The 19,006-nt window shown below is 40.6% G+C and carries 12 protein-coding genes and 1 riboswitch; of the genes, 7 read left to right on the forward strand and 5 right to left on the reverse strand.

Going from position 1 to position 19,006, the window contains the following annotated elements:
- The first annotated feature begins 161 nt into the window (after window positions 1-161).
- From FDK13_RS03350 to FDK13_RS03365, 4 genes are all read left to right on the forward strand, one after another.
- The gene (locus FDK13_RS03350; RefSeq protein ID WP_137338550.1) at window positions 162-1,037 is read left to right on the forward strand and encodes a PIN domain-containing protein; all 876 of its coding nucleotides are present in this window, start codon (window positions 162-164) and stop codon (window positions 1,035-1,037) included.
- A 94-nt stretch (window positions 1,038-1,131) separates the two neighbouring features.
- Window positions 1,132-2,277 carry a DNA methyltransferase gene (locus tag FDK13_RS03355; RefSeq protein WP_137338551.1) on the forward strand — a complete coding sequence of 382 codons (1,146 nt, stop codon included), beginning with the start codon at window positions 1,132-1,134 and terminating at the stop codon, window positions 2,275-2,277.
- 17 nt (window positions 2,278-2,294) lie between these two features.
- On the forward strand, window positions 2,295-3,323 hold the full coding sequence (locus FDK13_RS03360) for a ParA family protein (RefSeq protein ID WP_137338552.1): 1,029 nt from the start codon (window positions 2,295-2,297) through the stop codon (window positions 3,321-3,323).
- 2 nt (window positions 3,324-3,325) lie between these two features.
- Complete coding sequence (locus tag FDK13_RS03365) at window positions 3,326-4,186, forward strand: SIR2 family protein (protein ID WP_137338553.1); 861 nt, start codon at window positions 3,326-3,328, stop codon at window positions 4,184-4,186.
- Window positions 4,187-4,201: 15 nt separating this feature from the next.
- Here the strand turns inward: FDK13_RS03365 and FDK13_RS03370 are convergent, their stop codons facing one another.
- From FDK13_RS03370 to FDK13_RS03390, 5 genes are all read right to left on the reverse strand, one after another.
- Window positions 4,202-8,494, reverse strand: coding sequence for a cobaltochelatase subunit CobN (locus FDK13_RS03370; RefSeq protein WP_137338554.1), 4,293 nt, complete (start codon window positions 8,492-8,494; stop codon window positions 4,202-4,204).
- Window positions 8,495-8,623: 129 nt separating this feature from the next.
- Window positions 8,624-9,391 carry an RpnC/YadD family protein gene (locus FDK13_RS03375; protein WP_229215881.1) on the reverse strand — a complete coding sequence of 256 codons (768 nt, stop codon included), beginning with the start codon at window positions 9,389-9,391 and terminating at the stop codon, window positions 8,624-8,626.
- Window positions 9,392-9,632: 241 nt separating this feature from the next.
- Window positions 9,633-10,682 (reverse strand): IS110 family RNA-guided transposase, encoded by a 1,050-nt coding sequence (locus tag FDK13_RS03380; protein WP_137338556.1) that lies wholly within the window; start codon window positions 10,680-10,682, stop codon window positions 9,633-9,635.
- 387 nt (window positions 10,683-11,069) lie between these two features.
- The gene (locus FDK13_RS03385) at window positions 11,070-12,404 is read right to left on the reverse strand and encodes a cobyrinic acid a,c-diamide synthase CobB (protein ID WP_137338557.1); all 1,335 of its coding nucleotides are present in this window, start codon (window positions 12,402-12,404) and stop codon (window positions 11,070-11,072) included.
- A gap of 145 nt (window positions 12,405-12,549) precedes the next feature.
- The gene (locus tag FDK13_RS03390) at window positions 12,550-14,424 is read right to left on the reverse strand and encodes a CocE/NonD family hydrolase (RefSeq protein WP_137338558.1); all 1,875 of its coding nucleotides are present in this window, start codon (window positions 14,422-14,424) and stop codon (window positions 12,550-12,552) included.
- Window positions 14,425-14,548: 124 nt separating this feature from the next.
- Window positions 14,549-14,842: riboswitch (cobalamin riboswitch) on the forward strand.
- 140 nt (window positions 14,843-14,982) lie between these two features.
- Between FDK13_RS03390 and FDK13_RS03395 the strand changes: the two genes are divergently transcribed.
- The 3 genes from FDK13_RS03395 to FDK13_RS03405 all read left to right on the forward strand — a co-directional run bounded on the left by FDK13_RS03395 (window position 14,983) and on the right by FDK13_RS03405 (window position 18,962).
- Window positions 14,983-15,615: a cytochrome c biogenesis protein CcdA gene (locus tag FDK13_RS03395; protein ID WP_137338665.1), complete on the forward strand. Its 633-nt coding sequence runs from the start codon at window positions 14,983-14,985 to the stop codon at window positions 15,613-15,615.
- Between the two features lie 65 nt (window positions 15,616-15,680).
- Window positions 15,681-17,876, forward strand: coding sequence for a TonB-dependent receptor plug domain-containing protein (locus tag FDK13_RS03400; RefSeq protein ID WP_137338559.1), 2,196 nt, complete (start codon window positions 15,681-15,683; stop codon window positions 17,874-17,876).
- 129 nt (window positions 17,877-18,005) lie between these two features.
- Window positions 18,006-18,962: an MBL fold metallo-hydrolase gene (locus tag FDK13_RS03405; protein WP_137338560.1), complete on the forward strand. Its 957-nt coding sequence runs from the start codon at window positions 18,006-18,008 to the stop codon at window positions 18,960-18,962.
- The last annotated feature ends 44 nt before the right edge of the window (window positions 18,963-19,006 follow it).

Genomic DNA, 19,006 nt, shown 5'->3' on the forward strand with positions numbered 1-19,006 from the left:
GTCATCTGGGATTCCATAAGGTTTCCCTTTTTTTATCGCTATACAATATGGTTTACGATATTTCTTGGTGTAACCATTAAGCAAGTTAAATGTTGTTTTTTCTAATTTAATTCATATTATTACATTTCAACATTACCCTCTTAACTTACTTTTCTTTTTTAATGACTAAAATTGTTCTAGACACATCGGTTATTATTAGGTATCCGTCTATCATTTCTACAAAAATTCCTGACGTCATATTTGTTGTCCCTACTCATGTTCAAAGGGAATTGTACCAACGAACGCAAAACATCGGTATTAAAAATGCCATATTTAGTCCTTTTGTAGGATTTATAAAACAAGCAATAGATAATGGGACAATTATAAGTGCCAGCTCACCCGTTGATACATTCCCTGAATGGGAATTTCTTTTCAAACATCTTACATTGGAAGGAGCAGATGATCAGATTATACAAGTTGCGTCAGAAATTAAGCATAAGGAGGGACAAGTTAAGATTGCCACATTAGATAAGGAAATCATTCAATATGCAAAGGATAATGATATTGAAATTACATCATTATCCGAAATAGAATCTTACTTATTGAATGAAAAGGGAAATGAGAATTTATTAAAGGATGAAATTAAAAGTTCAGAGAATCAACAGTTTCGAAATTTTCTAATAACAATAGGCGCGTCTTTGTTAATGTCCTTTATTGTATTTTATATATATCCAAACTTTGGATATTTGTATAGTAAAACTGGCCCTGCATTCTTTTTAATCGTCAGCATTCTAATTGCTGGACTAATGTATAAATTTAAGCAGGTCAACTTAACTTTTTATGCAATAATCGAATACGTTGTTGGAATACTGACAATATTTTTCTTATTGAGAACTTCGAATTTTGAGTTAAGTGCCGTTAGTGAAGATTTTAGTTTTTCAATGAAGTTAGCTGCTGGATTATATGTAATGGTAAGAGGCTTAGACAACTGGAATAAATCAATTGATAATGAACGTATATCAGTCTGGATTAGACATCAATTTTTTGGTTCTAATTGAATAGTATTTTAGTCAAAATTTATTATATTATTACCAATTTGTGACAGTCAACTGACAGAAAGAAATTATTTTTGTAAACACTTTATCAATCTTTATGTCCGAAGTCTTCACTGAAAGTTTACAAAATCAATTATTAATTGACCAATTTAATAAAGAATGCGTCAACAGTGCTGTTGGGTCTGAATGGTCTTTACATCAATTGTCTCCGTATATAGGTAAAATTAAATCTTCTATAGCAAAATATCTCATTGAAAATTTCACTCAAAAAGGAGATTTGATTTTTGATCCATTTTGTGGGGCTGGTACAATACCTCTTGAAGCTTGGTCATTAGGGCGTAATGCAATTGGAAACGATCTTAATAAATATGCCTTCATCCTTACAAGTGCGAAACTTTCTCCTCCCAATTCCTTAAATGAAATAATTTCGGAAATTGAGAAATACGATAAGGAGGTAAGCGAAAGGGTTAAAACTGTTAACTTAGCTAACGTTCCTGAATGGGTGCAGGCATTTTTCCATCCAGAAACACTAAGGGAAATAATAGTTTGGACCGAGATTTTAAAGACAGAGGAATCATGGTTTATTCTATCGTGTTTACTAGGAATATTACACCATCAAAGACCCGGTTTTTTATCTCATCCATCCAGTCATACTGTTCCATATTTACGAACTAATAAATTTCCAAAAGGTGAATTTCCTAGTTTATACGAGTATAGAAGTGTAAAAGACAGGCTAATAAAAAAGATTATTCGAGCGACAAAAAAACAACCCAATTTCGATTTGGGTATTGGCAGACACTGTTATAATGAGGATGCTTCAAAATTAATTGTACGCGAGAAAATTGATGCGATTATAACCAGTCCACCTTACATGCGTCAATTAAATTATGCAAGAGATAATAGATTAAGACTTTGGTTTTTAGGCGTTGAAAATCATAAAGTCTTAGACGAGATTATTTCGCCGAAGGAAATCGATTTTATTAAGATTATTACTGACTGCTTAAAGAACTGGAATGAAATGTTAAGTTCTAATGGGAAGTGTATTTTATTTTTAGGAGATAATTATAGTAAAAAATATAAAGTTACCCTACCAGAAATCATTTCTAACATACTTATTAATGATATAGGGAAATATGAGTTAACATTTAAACATGAGAGCTTAATACCAAGTAATAGGAGAGTTCGACGTGATCATAGTGGTAACAAAATAGAGACCATACTAGTATTTCAAAAGATTGCATAAACGTAAATTCTTAATTTATGATTTCTATTGCCATGTTTAATAACAAGGGTGGGGTCGGGAAAACTACATTAACTAATAATATTGCTTCCTATATCGCTGAAAACTACCAAAAAAGGGTATTGGTAGTGGATTGTGATCCTCAGTGTAACACGACGCAATTGTTAATGGGCGAAGAATTTTCAACAAAACTTTATTGGAATAGAGAGCAATCTTCAACTGTAACAACGATAAGTCAAATTTTGCAGCCAATTGAAGATGGAGATTCAGATATAAGTAGCATCATTGTTCCAATAAAAAGTTCTGAAACCCGGTTTAATGTAGATTTGATTCCAGGCAGTCCGAAGTTTTCAATTATCGAAGACCGTTTAGGCGCTGCTTGGCATGAACTTAAAGGAGGAGATATTGGTGGAATAAGAAAAAGTAATTGGAATAAATTTTTAATTGATAAAGTAAAAAATAACTACGATTATATATTTTTTGATTTAGGACCTAGTTTAGGTTCTATTAATAGAAGTGTGTTAATTGGTTGTGACTACTTTATTACTCCTATGGGTACAGACATTTTTAGTATACTAGGAATCAGAAATATTGCTGAATGGCTGAGTAGTTGGTTAGACCTTTATGACAATTCTTTAAAACTATGTGAACAAAGGGCACCCGGAGTTTTAAAAAGATATAACATACCGGAGGAGGTTAAAGTAAAAAGTGGATACATTGGATATACTATTCAACAATATATAACAAAAAGTTATGGGGGTGTTAGAAGACCTACAAAGGCTTATGAAGAAATAATTAATAGTGTTCCCGCAGAAATCGAAAATTCTCTTGGTAAATATTGGAAATCAAATCTTGAAAAACAAGATTTGAAATTGGGGGATGTGCCTCATTTATATAGTTTGATCCCATTAGCGCAATCAAATGCCAGTCCTCTTCTTAAACTCAAAGGGAGTGATGGATTGGTAGGATCCCAATTTAAACAGGTTCAGGATTATCAGGAAATACTTAAAAAAATAGTAGAAAAACTATTTAATAACCTTAACAAATAGCTATGCATTGGCCTAAGGCTTTGGTAACGGAATTAGCAGCAAGAAGATGTATAATATTCCTAGGTGCTGGTGCATCTGCTGGTAGTTTGTCACATGATGGATCAAAGAATCCACCAACATGGGAAAATTTTTTGAAAGGTATGGTGGATTTAATTCCAGATACTCCTGATAAACTAATGATAGCAGACTTTTTAAAAACCGGTAAATATTTAGAGGCAGCCGAAGTTATTTATACGCTTCTACCCAAAGCTGATTATTCTAGATCAATACGAGAAGAGTTAGATTTACCCCGTTATGGACCATCTAAAATTCATGAATGTGTTTTGCAGCTGGATCCAAAGATAGTTATAACAACCAATTATGATAAAATTTACGATAATTATTGTACAAATGGAGTAGCTTCTGACGGTTATAATATTTCAAAGTATTATGATGATCACTTACTTACCGATGTTAGATCTCCTGTTAGGATTATCGTTAAGGCTCACGGATGTGTTTCAGATGCCAACAAAATAGTATTGACAAAATCTCAATATTTTAAAGCAAGAAAGGATTACTCTAATTTTTACAAGGTATTGGATTCCTTATTTCTCTCTCATACCATTTTATTTGTAGGTTATAGCCTAAATGATCCAGATATTCAATTGGTATTGGAAAATGTAAATATTACAGCTCCCACTCCGCATCCGCATTATTTTATAACGGCAAATAACCTGCATCAAATAATAAAGAATTACAACACAAATACCTATAATTTAGAATTTATAGAATATGAAGAAGGTAATTACGACCAACTTAATGAAGGGTTATATGATCTACTCCTTGAAGTTCAACAGGTTAGACAATCAAATCCATCAGTTTAACCCTTAATGATCCCTTCACTCCCCCCTCACCTCCAACAACCCCTCACTCTCCAGATAAACCTCCTTCAACCCCTGCAAAACCTCAGCGGAGGGCTCGGCCCATAAGCCTCTTTGTGCGGCTTCGAGTAATCTTTCGGCGATGGCGTGTAAGGCCCATGGGTTGCTTTCAGCGAAAAATTGCTGCATGTTGGCGTCCAGGGCATAGGTTTCGGCTACTTTTTCGTACATCCAGTCGTCGATCACGTTCGCCGTGGCATCATAACCGAAGAGATAGTCAACGGTAGCAGTAAGTTCCAGTCCGCCTTTGTAACCGTGTTTTTTGATGCTGTCGAGCCATTTCGGGTTCACAACCCTTGAACGGAAAACGCGCAAAGTTTCCTCTTTCAGGTCGCGCACCACCGGCTGGGCCGGGTTTTGCGAGTCGCCGAAATAATGTTTTGGCTGCTGTCCGGTAAGGCTGCGTATGGTCGCAATCATCCCGCCATGGAATTGCAGATAATCGTCGCTGTCGAAAATATCATGTTCGCGGTTGTCCTGGTTGTGCAGCGCCACCTCCACACCGGAAAGACATTGCTGAAATTCACTGCGGGCATCCACACCCTGCGCGTTCTTCGTATAGGCATAACCGCCCCAGTTGACATAGGCCTGTGCAAAATCCGCATCGCCATGCCAGTTTTTTTCATTGATTAAAGGCAAAATCCCCGCACCATAAGCGCCAGGAGCCGCCCCGAAAATCCGGTAACTGGCACGTTCCTCGGCATCTTCAATCGATAATTCATTGTCTTTTTGCAGTTCAGCCAGATCTTTCAGATAATGTTTGCGGACAAAATTCTGGTCAAGCGGTTCGTCTAGCGCGATGACCTGCTGCACGGCATCATCCAGCAATTCGATCAGATGCGGGAAAGCATCACGGAAAAATCCACTGATCCGGGTGGTCACATCAATCCGCGGCCGGCCAAGTTCTTCGAGCGAGATAATTTCCACGCCGGTAATGCGCCGGCTTTCCTGCTGCCATACCGGCCGGGCGCCCATCAGCGCCAGCACTTCCGCTACATCGTCCCCATGGGTACGCATCGCCGAAGTGCCCCAGATACTAATCCCGACACTTTCCGGATAACGCCCCGTTTCTTTCATGTGACGATCCAAAACCTCCCGCGCAAGCTGCTGGCCCACTTCCCAGGCCGCTTTGGACGGAAGTGCACGCGGATCTACGGCATAAAAATTTCGTCCGGTTGGCAAAATATGCGCCATGCCCCGTGTAGGCGCGCCACTCGGACCGGCAGGAATATACCCGCCGGAAAGTCCGTGCATGAGGTTGGTGATTTCTTCATCCGTCCGCGCCAGATTCGGTACCAGCTGGGTACAGACAAATTCCAACACCAGCCGGATCCCTGCCAAACCCGTAGTCGAAGGCGCCATATCCAGCGCTTCATAGAAAACCTGATCGATGGATTTCGGATGAAAACGATGCTTAGCCAGCACCCGGAACAGATGATTATTCAGCTCATCAATAATTTCCATCGCATCCGCCGCCGTCACAACCGGCCGTCCGGCAAGCGACTGAAACTGCGGCGAAACGGAATCTATTTTCTGACCTTTTTTCTGTAAAAGATCGTCAATTTCAAATCCAAAAAGCAAAGCCATTTCCGACTGTAAACCCGGTACCGTGGTATTGGGCAGTCGGGTCAGCGCTTGCAGCATATCGATCAGCGCGTCACCTTCCGGCATTTGTCCAAGCGTGTGCAAACCGTTACGGATCTGCGCCGCGCCCAATTCACACAAATATCCGTCGATGTCCTCGATCAGGTGGGCAATATCCTTTCCATCCATCTCCGCCAGACTTGCCGGCACACCTTCGGGCGTCATGTCATCGTCCCAATCATGCTTGTGATCGCCATGGTCACGGCTCAGCATCGCAGCCAGGTCGGCATCCAGATTGGTCTGTTTGATCAGCTCCCAGATCTGTCTTTGCAGCAAAGGCAATTTCGAAGGATCAAGCGTTTCCACCTGATAATATTCATCGACAAGCTGGGTCAGCTGCGCCAGTTCGCCATAACTATCTGCGGAAGTCATGGGAGGCGTCAGGTGATCCACCACCACGGCATGGGCACGGCGTTTCGCCTGTGAACCTTCGCCGGGATCGTTGATAATAAAAGGATAAAAAAGCGGCAGATCGCCCAGAATCGCATCCGGAAAACAGTTTTCTGACAACCCGATTCCTTTGCCCGGGAGCCATTCCAGTGTTCCGTGTTTGCCTACGTGCACAATCGCGTCGGCACCCCAGCCATCACGCAGCCAGCGGTATAGTGCATAATAATGATGCGTCGGTGCCAGATCCGGCTGGTGATAAATGGCGTCCGGATCCATGCCATACCCACGCGGCGGCTGCAAGGCTACAAACGCATTACCGAGTTCAAGTCCGGCGAGGGCGATATGGCCATCGTGGACATACGTTTCGCCGGGTGCCTGTCCCCATTGTTTGGTTATTTTTTTGCGTAAAACTTCCGGTAATTCATCAAACCAACCGTTATATTTTTCGAACGAAACCTGACCGGCAGCGTTGGAAAGTTGTTCGGGTGTGAGGTAAGTCTGGTCGTAGGAACAGCGGTCAATTAACTGATGGATCAATTCCGTTCCGGTAGCCGGCAGGTTTTTAATCTGATAACCTTCGGCTTGCATCGCATGCAAAATATGCATCAGCGAAGCCGGCGCATCCAGTCCAACCGCATTCCCGATCTGGGAAGCTTTGGTATTGGAATTGGTAAAAATGAAAGCAATTTTTTTCTCCGAGTTTTTCAAATGGCGCAAACGGGCAAAACGCAGCGCAATGCCGGCCACGCGATCGATGCGATTGTCAAGCGCTTCATACCCTTTTGCCTGTCTGTCTTTTTCCTTGAAAGAAATCGGAACGGTGATAATCCGCCCGTCAAATTCAGGAATCGCAACATTCATAGCCGTATCCAAAGTACCCAACCCGCGACTGGATGATTCCCAGGCATTGCGGTTCATGGTACTGGAAATGGCCTGGATAATCGGCACATTCAGCTGACTTAATGCTTTTTCTGCACCGGTATTGTCAGAACCTGCTTTTTGAATATCGGTAATCGCAAGCGAAAGCGTATTAACCAAAACATCAATCTGAACACCATTTTCACCGTTGAAAAACTGGAAAGCAACAGGTTGCCCGGAAACCGGATCGGTCACTTTGAGCGATGAGGTGAAAATGGGTAAAACATTCATATCCCGATCTTCCAAAGCAGCGACCATCGCGTCAATAAAAGCAGTATTTCCACTCGTCCAGTGCGAGCGGTAAAAGGTAATTCCGGCTGTCGGCTGGTCTGGATTATATCGTTTAAGCCAATCAGAAAGATCAGCGTTTTCGGGAAGTTCCGGGTGATAAATGCCATGTTCGGGCAAGGTAACCGGCGTTTCGGAGCCAAAACCTGTCATCAATAAATGATCGGAAAGGTAATAAAGCAGCGAACTGAAATTGGTATAACCGCCGGCTTGAAGATATAACATCGCATCATGCAAAATCGCTGGCGAAACCGTAGAAGCAGCTGCAAAATCAGGATTTAAATCACCCGTTCCGCTGACGACAATAAGATGCTGCCCGTTTTTCTTAGCACGATTGATCAATTCATTAAACCCCGGAATAGCACTAGGCCGACCGAGAATCCTGAGAATAATAATTTGCGCCGCCGCAATTTCACCATCGAGCAACTGCTCCATCTGCGCTTCGCTTTTCACGGCCATCAGGTTAATGCCTAATGTTTTCGGGAAATCATCAGGCAAATCCTGGATGGTTCGGTGCAGTGTTAACAGATCAGTATCCGCATGGGTAAGGAAGACAATTCCTTCCGTCGGCATAGGCGTTTGCCCGATTTTTGTGGAAGCTTCGGAGCCTTTCCAGGTATAAAATTGAAATACATTTTCAGATAATTCTGCTGGCGGAACGAGGAAACGATCGGCCGCGATCATGCTGTCGATATAATCAAAAATAGCAATAATCTGCCAGTCGCTGTTCACCGAATGAAACCATACAGAATTCCCGTCAAACAAAAGCGTAACCACATTTGCCAAAGTGCACGGACCCAGGCAACCACCTTTGGTCATATGCACCACATTCCGCATTTTCCGGCGCAGCCACTCACTTTTGTACAATTCAACTGGAATAGGCGCATACCCGCGATCCACGCGACCGCAGCAGCAAGCGTTGTAACAATAAGACAAATGTCCCCGGCGCTGTACAAGATTGATGGCTTTCCCGTCTGCGCGGGTGATACGTTGGCGTTTAATTTCTGACATAAGTTTTCAGGCGTTGGCTATTAGCGGTTAGCTTTTAGTGTGGCCGTTAACGTGTTTTTTAATAAAAAGAAAGACTCCGGGGTGGGAGTCTTTTTAGGTTGGTGGTGTGTAAGGTGTTTTATTTAAAAATTACTTTGCCATGGTTTTAACACTTTCAACAAAAGCTTCAGAAGCATTAGCAAGAACTGCAATTTGGGAAGTAGTAAAACTGTCGGTTGCCAAAAGATTTTTAATAAATGAAATTTGTGCCATTTCAAAACCTTTTTCAACTCCTTCGTCCAGGCCTTCAAGACGACCTTCTTGTTTGCCTTTTGCAATACCCTCTTTCTTCGCCTTATCGAGTACCATTTCTCTTATTCCCATACTTTTTTGATTTCCGGTTAGCTCTCCGATTTCTTTATCAAATTTAACATTATATCCTTGATCTGCAAAGGTTATGTAACGTTGCAGAAAGATCAGCAGATCATCTATTTTCTTCTTTGAAATTTTCCGTTTGAGTAAATTTTTTGCCAGCGAATATTTAAGATCAAACAAACTTTCATCATCCAGCTTTTTCTTTTTTAACGCCAGTAATACCGTTAATACAACGATTGCAAATGGATTTTCATTTTCAATCAGCGCCACTTCATCTTGCTCTATAACTTTATATGTGTTGAATTTATAAATAATTTTCGAGCCGAGATATTTATATTCATAAACACCAGGATGAAATTTCTTGTTCGCATCTGTGAAAATGGCGATGGCTGTTACCGGCTTTCCATACTTGTCGAGAATGCGATAAAAATAGGTGAACATCCGTTTGGCAAAATCCTTATCATCATATCCCTGCACTTCAATATGTACTAAAATCCAGTCTTCCTCTCCGGTTTTGGTAAAAACTTTCACAAGCTTATCCACAAACTTCGGCGCTTCTATTTCTTCTGTTGGGAAAAGTTGTTCGAGTTCTTTATCTAAAAACTGAAAGCCTCTTTCTAAGTCGAAGAGCTCTTCTGCGTCTTCGAAGAAAAATTTTAAAAAATCATCGCAGATATTTTCGAGTATTCCTTTCCATAGATTCTGTGTTGATTACCTATTAAAAATTTAAATTTTTCATACCTTTATTCTTGAAGGCGGTCCAGAGGCAGCCAGTATAGCATGCTCATGCCTTTGGTGCTGACATGCTATTTTTTTGTTCTACCTTTTTGCTTTCGTATGATTTGTCATAGCTTGCCTTGGTCTTAAATAAGGTGTACGCCAGTTCCAATAATTTCCTCTGGACAGCTATCAAGGCCTTCATCTTTATACCCTGTTTACTGACGATCCTTACATACATATTTTTGAAATTATCGTCCCATTTCACTGCACTCATTGATGGTAAATACATCGCTTTCCTAAGGCTTCGGTTTCCTTTTTTTGATATTCTTGGTTTGCCTTTCACCGAGGTCCCTGATTGTTTTTCTTTGACGTCAAAGCCCGCATAACTGGTGAGCTGCTTCTTATTTCGTATCAATTCAAAACCATTTGTTTCTCCCAAAATAATTGCAGCCGTCAATTCTCCTACCCCTGGAATACTACTGATAATTTCCACTTCTTTTTTGAGCTCAGCATCCCGATTAACAACCTGCTCTATATCTTCTTTAATTTCTCTCTCCTGACTACTAAGAAACTTAATCCGCTCCTTCAAGCGCTCCAAACTCCGCTCATGTGGCTCTGCTTCCTGAGATTCCGCATGTAGCTGATTTTTTACCATTGATCGCTCTAAAACCACCTGATCTCGCTCTCTGGTAAGTTGCTGAAGGCTTTTATAAGTTTTTTTAGGACGTTTCCAATTATCTAGCTTTCGCTCCAACCCAAACCTGGTTATGGCCTCCGAACAACTTTTGTCTGTAACCGTTTTAACATCCAGAGTCCTGATGTAATTACTGATCTTGTTGGGTAAAACAATACTTAAACAGTAACCATGATCATCCAGAAAATAAGCAAATTTCTGATGATAGACACCAGTGGCCTCCATCACAAACCGAACTTCTGTATCAGGATTTGTCAACTTTTGAACCCATGTCAACAAGGAAGAAAAGCCCTTTTCTGTGTTACTAAAAACTTTATAAGCATACAACTCAATGCTTAAATCTGCCAGCAACCGACCTAACGTGACCACGAGCTCCTTCTGTGCTACATCTACTCCCAATACTTGTTTTAAAGTGTTCATCGTTCTAATGTTAATAGTTAACATAAAGTGATGAATCTCCCACAGTCTTGTCTCCTGGTTGGATATTCTGAATATTGAGTTATACTCAATTCCTTACATTCTGTTCAGACTCGAAAAGATAAAAAAAGATGAGGCAATTTCTATGGAACAATATACTTCATGAGTTATTGAGTGTGTCATCTACTCTCATCTTTTTATCACTTTATCTTACAAATTTAACTTTTATCCTTCGACTGAATTAATTTTGTAAACATAGGAGTGTGTCGTCTTTATTCATTTTTAAGTTTAGATGTGTGTGATTTTTCACGCAAAGCAAAAAAGCGGACGCCGCGCCGATAAAACGCTAAGTCCGCAAAGGGAAATCTTAGCGTGCTTTGCTTTTTTTTCTTACCTGCTTTGCGTGAAATTTTCCAATAAGTATTCAATGAAGCTACGATTTTCTCCCCAATACAAATGCACATAAGAAGCAAACGTATTCAGTTTTCGGAAAAGCTGTGTTTCCACCTCAATTCCTTTAGCATTTTTAATAATGACAGATTCAGCACGCAAAGTATTTTTCACAAACCGGGAATAATGAAATTCATGTCCTTTCATTTCCAAATTATTCCATTGAACTATCCGGTATCCTAATGTCAATTTCGAATTTTCCATGGAAGTTGTGCAATCCAGAATCCCGGTCATTCGGAAATTGATACCTTCGGAAGTAATAATTTCATTCCCCAAATACATCAAACCTCCACACTCCGCAAAAGTCAATCCGCCCTTAAAACAATACGATTGAATACTTTCAAGCATTGATTTATTTGCGCGTAAGACTTTCCCAAACAATTCAGGATAACCGCCAGGCAGGTATAAGAAATCCGTTTCAGGAAGTATCTTATCATGCATTGGACTAAAAAACGTAACCTCGCCGAAAGAAGAAAGTACTTCAATATTTTGATGATAAGTAAAAGTGAAAGCCTCATCCCGGGCGATAGCTATTTTATATTTTTTAGCTAAAACAGGATTTTTAGATACGGCTATTGATTCTGTTTTGGGAAGAATTTCTCTTGTTGAAATTTCCAGTAACCGATCAATATTTATCGTTTTTGGGATTTCTTCGGCCAGTTTTTCGATAATAATTTCATAATCTGTTTCGGCAGAAATATGTAATCCTAAATGTCGTGACGGAATCGATAATGCTTCATTTTTTGGTAAATAACCAAGTGCTTCAATACCAACTTCTTCACAAGCTTCCTGTAAAAACCGGTAATGCGAAGCGGTGCTGACAAAGTTGAAAATCGCGCCAACGACACGAATTTTATTATAGAAATTTTTGAAACCATAAAGCAAAGGCGCCGCGGAATACGCCATCGACTTAGCATTGATTACCAGAATCACCGGAATATCCAGTAACTCCGCAATCGCCGCGCTGCTTCCCTTCATTTTATCAGCACCATCAAAAAGTCCCATAACACCTTCTGTCACCGAAACATCAGCCGTCTCAGAATACTGTTCATAAATATCCCGGACATGCGCTTCGGAAGCCATGAAAGTATCCATATTTATTCCCGGATTTCCTGATGCGGTTGTATGGTGTTGTGTATCAATATAATCCGGCCCGCATTTGAATGGCTGCACACTCAATCCTCGATTTTTCAAAGCCCGCAAAAGGCCGAGGGTAAGGGTGGTCTTACCGGAATTACTGGAAGGAGCTGAAATGAGAAAATGAGAACTTTGCATGTTTTTTGGTTACACAGAGGGCCACGGAGAAAAGGAGAGGTACACATAGTAAATAGAAGATACAGAGAGGTTTTATTGGAGAAAAAGAAAAACTCTGTGCCCCCTCTTTTTAACTCTGTGAATCTCTGTGTAACCTATCCAATACCTATTTTAGGACGGGCAATATTACGTTGCTGCTGTTTTTTAGGTCGTGGTGGACGGTGATTTTGGCGGATTGGAAATCGGATTCGTTGGCTTCGAATATGTTAATAAATTTTTGTGGGTTACGATCAACCAGGGGGAACCAGCTGCTTTGGATTTGTACCATCACGCGGTGACCCTTTTTGAATGTATGCGCCACTTCATTTAGTTTGAAAGATACTTTTTCAACCTTATCCTTTACAAACGGTTCCGGTTTTGAAAAACTGTTACGGAATTTTCCACGGAAGACTTCTGCACGCACCATTTGTTGATAACCGCTCATATCCAATGGTTTAGGTTGTCCGCGTTGTACTTGTGCGGGCAAACTATCCGGCCAGACATCAATTACTTTTACCACAAAATCAGCATCTGTTCCGGTGATTGATACAAAAAGATTTGCTGTTATTTCGCCTGTCAAAGTCAGATCAGAGGTTAAAGAATCCGTTTGAAAATAGATCACATCCGGGCGGCGCGAAGCAAAACGCTGATCTTCGGCCATGTATTTATTATTTCTGTCGCCGCTGATTTCGTTGGTATAAGGAACAGGTTTGGCAGGATCGCTTGTGTATTCGGTAACTGCTTTTGCAGTTTTGGGTTTATCCGAAGAAAGTTTTCCTTTCGGGTGAAAATAGAATGTTTCCGGCTGACTGTTTTTCGGGGGCCAGACATCATAATTTTTCCACTGATTAGAACCCGTTTCAAAAACGGTCGCTTCTGCCTGGTTAAATTCACCTTTATCTTTCAAATAAAAATTGAAAAACCTGGTTTCGATTTCATTTTGATAATATTGGTTTAAATCAGCGCCAAACTGATAATCTGCAAACGATTTCCAACTTGGTGAAGCCCAGCCGCCGTGCGTCCACGGACCCATAACCAATCTCGTATTATTGTTCGGAGATTGTTTTTCAATTGCAGAATAGGTTTTTAAAGCACCGTACAGATCTTCCGCATCAAACCATCCGCCAACAACCATCACCGCAGGTTTGATATTATTCAAATGCTTTTTGATATTTCTGGATTGCCAGAATTCGTCGTAAGTATCGTGGGAAGTAACTTGCCGCCAAACACTATTTGGATCTGAGAAAAAGGTATTCGTATTTGTCTTTTTCAACGGACCGAAATCCAGGAAATATTGATAAGCATCACTGAAATCTGCATTGAAAAACGGTTTATAACTTTCTCCGTTTTCACTTTTCGGACCATCAAAATGGCTGTAAAAACCGAAATTATCCATCAGGAAAAATGCTCCGTTGTGGTTGCAGTCGTCTCCCAAAAATTCATCTGACATCGGTGCTTGCGGCGAAACAGCTTTCAAAGCCGGGTGAGCATCAGGCAATGCCGCCGAGGAATAATATCCTGGAAAGGAAATTCCATAAATCCCAACTTTGCCATTGGAAGCCGTATTTTTCAAAAGCCATTCAATCGTGTCATAGGTATCGCTGGATTCATCGACATCCTGTTTCGTTTTTTTATTATCAATAGCGGGTGTCATTTCCCTAAAGTTTCCTTCGCTTTTATAACGTCCCCGTGCATCCTGGTAAACAAAAATGTATTTTTCTTTCATCAGAACACCATTCGGTCCGATACGTGGACGGTAGTTATTTACACCATAAGGGCGACAGGAATAGGGCGTCCTTTGCATCAGGATCGGATATTTTTCGTCGTTATCACGAGGCGTGTAAATGGCAGTATATAACTTCACGCCATCCCGCATTTCAATGAATTGTTCTGTTTTTTGATAGTTTTTCCTAACCCAGCCCGTGTCTGGCATCGCTGCATTTTGGGCCTCAGAGAGAAGCGGAAATAAAAATAAGAGCAGGTAAATAAATCTGTGCTTCATAGGAGTCGGCGAATGGCGTTAGTGATAGTCTAAGGCAAAAATACATCAAGAATCGGGTTTGTCAGTATGGTCTGATTTTAAAGTAGAAGCAAAATAATTTAATCACCTAATAAATTTAATAGTAAGTTTGCAGCCGTTAAGTGGTGTGTGAAGCAAAATTTGCCGAGCACTTAAAAGGGAATCCGGTGAAAATCCGGAGTAGTACCCGCTGCTGTAAGTTCACTAAAAAGTCACAACATTTTTGCCACTGGGGGAATAATGTTGAATGATAGAATTGGTGAATGAGTGAATGATGGAGTGAGCCAGATCTCAGTTTTTCCACCATTCTATCATTCACTCATTCAAAATTCAGCATTGGACCGGGAAGGCGTTGTTTGATTGAACGAGCCAGAAGACCTGCCATATAACATCATATTCGGAATGCTTTCGGGAAAAAGGGCGTGAAGTTACTGGTTTGGCAGCGTTGTTTTGTTGCCAGGTTGCTTCGTATTGCATTTTCCATAAAGTTGCCCGTTTATGTCTGAGACGGGATTTTTCTACAACTTATGTGAAAAGAAAATGATAAATTATTTATTGGTCGACTCTCTTCTTCTAGGTGTTCAACATTCTTTTGAGCCGGACCATATGGCGGCAGTTTCTGTTTTGGCCACGGAAAAAAATCAAAAGCCAAAGGATCGTTTGAAGCTAATCTGGCGGTCGTCGCACTGGGCGCTTGGGCATTCATTGACGCTAATTCTCTTTGCTTGTCTAGTTTTGATATTGAAATCAACAATCTCTCTGAATATTTCTGAAAAGGTCGAACTGGTAATTGGGCCTTTGATGATCTGGCTTGGAATTGTTGCTTTTCGCCGGAATTTCAGGAAGCCGAATTTTAAAGCACAACCGATAGTTGAACAAAAATTTAGCAGATCATTTTGGGTTGGTATGGTGCATGGCCTTGCCGGAACGGGTGGTGCTTGCGCAGTTGCATTAACCCTTGCTGCAAGCGATGCTTATACCGCTGTCTGGATTATCATTCTTCAAAGCTTCGGGATCATCTTCTCCATGTCGGCTTACGGTTATTTCTTCGCTTTTTCTATTAACAAATTTGCCGAGAAACGGGATTCAGTTTTGAAAATGATCAATTATGTAGTCGGTACTTTTTCAATCGTTATCGGACTTATCACACTATACGGAGCTTTTGAAGGGTAATGAATTTTCAACAAGTCTTCTTTCTTTTCGCTTAAAATCGCAATCCATTTATATATCCATACCCAATGAATTTCAATTTTTACCAATCTACCATTCATCAACTCACGTTTGCAGGTCTATTCGCCATGACCGCCACTTTCTCTGCGCAGGCACAGGAAGTGGTTTTATCAGATTCTACAAGAGAAAATATTTTGAATCCTGTCGTTGTTACGGCAACGCGTTATGAAACCCGGAAAGAAAAAATTCCTCAAAAACTGAATATTATCACACGTCAGGATATTGAAATGACGCCTTCAAATGACCTGACGGATATTGTACGGAAAACGGCTGCGGTGGATGTTATTCAGTATCCAAACCTTTCGTCTGGCATTGGTATCCGTGGTTTTCGTCCCCAGTTTTCGGGATTGAATCAGCGGACATTGTTGCTTATTGATGGCCGTGCCGCGGGAGCAACCAATTTGTCTCAAATCAATCTGAATGGTGTTGAAAGAATTGAAGTTTTAAAAGGCCCGGCTTCTTCTTTGTATGGTTCTCAGGCGATGGGTGGTGTTATCAACATCATTACCCAACGATCAAAAGGAGATACAAAAGGAAATGGTTTTCTGGAATATGGTAGCTTTCAGTCATACCAGGCCGGACTAAATGCAGGCGGTAATTTGACGAAAAAACTGGATTACGATATGTCATTTTCTTATTTTGAAAGATCAAAAAATTACAAGATCGGGAAATGGAATTTGTTCCGTGATGCTTTTGATTATAATACGGTTCGAAAAAATTACACGACTCAACCTGCGCAGGACGTTGACGAAACTAAGACAGACGGTGCAACAAGACCTTACACCAAACTACATTATTTCTCAGGTGCATTGAGATTGGGATATCAGTTGAATGACAATTGGAGAGTTGATATTCGTGGTGATAAATTTCAGGCAAAAGGCGTTGAATCTCCGGGAGAAATTTCTTCCGGATCTACCGAGGCAAGTACCAAAGATGTGGATCGTGCTGCGTTTGATGTATCGCTGACCGGAAAAATTGGGAACCATAGTCCGAGTCTGAAAGTGTTTACTTCGGAAGAAAATACTAAAAACTATACACTCAATGTATCCGGCAAACCTGTTGTGCCTTTCCGTTCGGCTGAGTTAGGGAATAATTGGAAAGGTATCCAGGTAAAAGATGTTTGGTCAATCGGTAAGCACTCCTTAATTGTTGGATATGATTATTTAAATTCTTCAACACAAAGTCGGCGTTGGACGAATGATACCACAGAACGTGCACCGACGCAGCCTGCTTATGCATTAATTTCTTCTGCCTTTTTCGCTCAGGCGATGTTGAATTTCGGTGGCCTGACTGTTCAGCCGGGTGTTCGTTATGATAATATTACTTTTGATGTGAAGGAAACGGCTCTTTTACCAACCTATAAATCGGGTAAAAAAACGAATCCGTTTACGAGCCCAAGTCTTGGAATAAGTTATGAACTTGTTCCGGCTTTGCGTGTGAAAGGAACAATCGGCCGTGCTTTCGTGACCACGGATGCTTACAGTGTGGCCGGATATAATGAAGTGCGTGATTCAAAAGGAAGAATTGCTGTGACTGCCGGAAATCCTGATTTGAAAAATGAAAGTAGCGTGAGCTGGGATTTAGGATTGAGTTTTAATAAACCGAAAACCGGACTTTCTGCAAACGTTACTTATTTCTCAACAAAGGTAACGAACCGGATTACGAAGGTGATCAGAACGGTTAATGAGCCCCTTGCTAACAAAGATGTGATCGTTTCCCGTGCGACTTTTGTCAACGCGGCCAATGCGGAAATCAATGGTTTGGAAACGGAAGTGACGTATGATTTTGGTGCATTATCAAATTACAGATATTCGCTGAAAGCTTTTGTGAAGGCAACTTCCATGTTCAAAGCAACGGAAGATATCGTTGGAACGGACGAATCAAAAGTTACGCGCGACATCCAGAATGTGGCGAAAAATACGATCAATTATGGTCTGGAATATGATAATTTGAAATGGTTACGCCTGCGTTTGTCGGGTCGTTCGATTGGAACACGTACGGATATTGACTACACTGATCCAATTAATCCGGTAATCGATTATCCAAAATACATGGTTCTGGATTTCACAGCCGCTTTCAAAATCGCTCAGAAACACACATTGGCATTGAAAGTAAATAATTTGACAGACGAAAATTATTACGAAAAACGGGGTTATAATTTACCCGGTCGCGCCGTTTCCGTACGATATACTGTAGCATTTTAGTAATTCAAATTCGACTTTTAGTTATCAGATTGTTGAATTGAATTTTAAATAAACAATAATATAAATCCTTCATCCGTACTTTTAGGGTGAAGGATTTTATTTTTACGATACCTCTTAATCCAAATCATCATGAGACAACGGATTTGTAACCTGATTTCAACCTCCATTTTATACCTGATTTTTGTTTCCGTTAGTCAGGCGCAATCGGCTTTTAATGTGGTACCGCTGGGCGTAAAAGGTGGAGGAGCGGAAGGAAACCTTTCGGCTTACATGATTGCCCCAATTAACTCCAAGGACTATGTTTGTCTGGATGCCGGAACGGTTCGGCAAGGAGTTGAAGTGGCTGTTGCCAACGGTGTTTTTGCAGCAACGGCAGATCAGGTTTCAAGAAGTTTTATTAAAGGTTTTCTCATTTCTCATGCTCATCTGGATCACGTTTCAGGCATGATCACAAACGCGCCTGAGGATACTGCGAAAAGTATTTATGCGCTTCCAAAATGTCTTGATGTCATAAAAAACCATTATTTCAACTGGGAAAGCTGGCCAAATTTTGGAAGCGAAGGTGTTACTCCTTTGAAAAAATATACTTACAAACCATTATCAGAAGGTCAGGAAATGACGCTTGAAAATACGGAAATGACTGTGAAGGCTTTTTCGTTAAGTCATGGCAGTCCTTATGAAAGCGCGGCTTTTTTAATTCAGAATAATGGAAAACATGCTTTATATTTTGGTGATACCGGTCCGGATGAAGTCGAAAAATCAACCAGGCTGCAAAAAGTATGGGAAGCTGTTGCTCCTTTAATTAGAGCAAAAACATTAACAGGAATTTTTTTGGAAGTTTCCTATCCAAATGAACAGCCCGATAACAAACTGTTTGGTCACTTAACGCCAAACTGGATTATGAAGGAAATGGATAAGCTGGCGATGTTGGCCGGAAAGGAAAATATGAAAGATTTAAAGTTAATCATCACGCACATCAAACCAACCGGCCAGAACGAAGTAATTATCAAAGGCCAGCTTGGTAGCAATAATGCATTGGGATTAGAAATTATTTATCCAGAGCAAGGCACAGCTTTTGAATTATAAAAATACCACGAACACGTAAACCAAAACACATTTGTGAAAATTAG

This window comes from Dyadobacter frigoris (assembly GCF_005280585.1).
Lineage (GTDB): Bacteria > Bacteroidota > Bacteroidia > Cytophagales > Spirosomataceae > Dyadobacter > Dyadobacter frigoris.

What these genes read in the sequence shown, in the direction of transcription:
- FDK13_RS03350 (WP_137338550.1), top strand. Translation starts at nt 162, where the DNA reads ATGACTAAAATTGTTCTAGACACATCGGTTATTATTAGGTATCCGTCT.
- FDK13_RS03355 (WP_137338551.1), top strand. Translation starts at nt 1,132, where the DNA reads ATGTCCGAAGTCTTCACTGAAAGTTTACAAAATCAATTATTAATTGAC.
- FDK13_RS03360 (WP_137338552.1), top strand. Translation starts at nt 2,295, where the DNA reads ATGATTTCTATTGCCATGTTTAATAACAAGGGTGGGGTCGGGAAAACT.
- FDK13_RS03365 (WP_137338553.1), top strand. Translation starts at nt 3,326, where the DNA reads ATGCATTGGCCTAAGGCTTTGGTAACGGAATTAGCAGCAAGAAGATGT.
- FDK13_RS03370 (WP_137338554.1), bottom strand. Translation starts at nt 8,494, where the DNA reads ATGTCAGAAATTAAACGCCAACGTATCACCCGCGCAGACGGGAAAGCC.
- FDK13_RS03380 (WP_137338556.1), bottom strand. Translation starts at nt 10,682, where the DNA reads ATGAACACTTTAAAACAAGTATTGGGAGTAGATGTAGCACAGAAGGAG.
- FDK13_RS03385 (WP_137338557.1), bottom strand. Translation starts at nt 12,404, where the DNA reads ATGCAAAGTTCTCATTTTCTCATTTCAGCTCCTTCCAGTAATTCCGGT.
- FDK13_RS03390 (WP_137338558.1), bottom strand. Translation starts at nt 14,424, where the DNA reads ATGAAGCACAGATTTATTTACCTGCTCTTATTTTTATTTCCGCTTCTC.
- FDK13_RS03395 (WP_137338665.1), top strand. Translation starts at nt 14,983, where the DNA reads ATGATAAATTATTTATTGGTCGACTCTCTTCTTCTAGGTGTTCAACAT.
- FDK13_RS03400 (WP_137338559.1), top strand. Translation starts at nt 15,681, where the DNA reads ATGAATTTCAATTTTTACCAATCTACCATTCATCAACTCACGTTTGCA.
- FDK13_RS03405 (WP_137338560.1), top strand. Translation starts at nt 18,006, where the DNA reads ATGAGACAACGGATTTGTAACCTGATTTCAACCTCCATTTTATACCTG.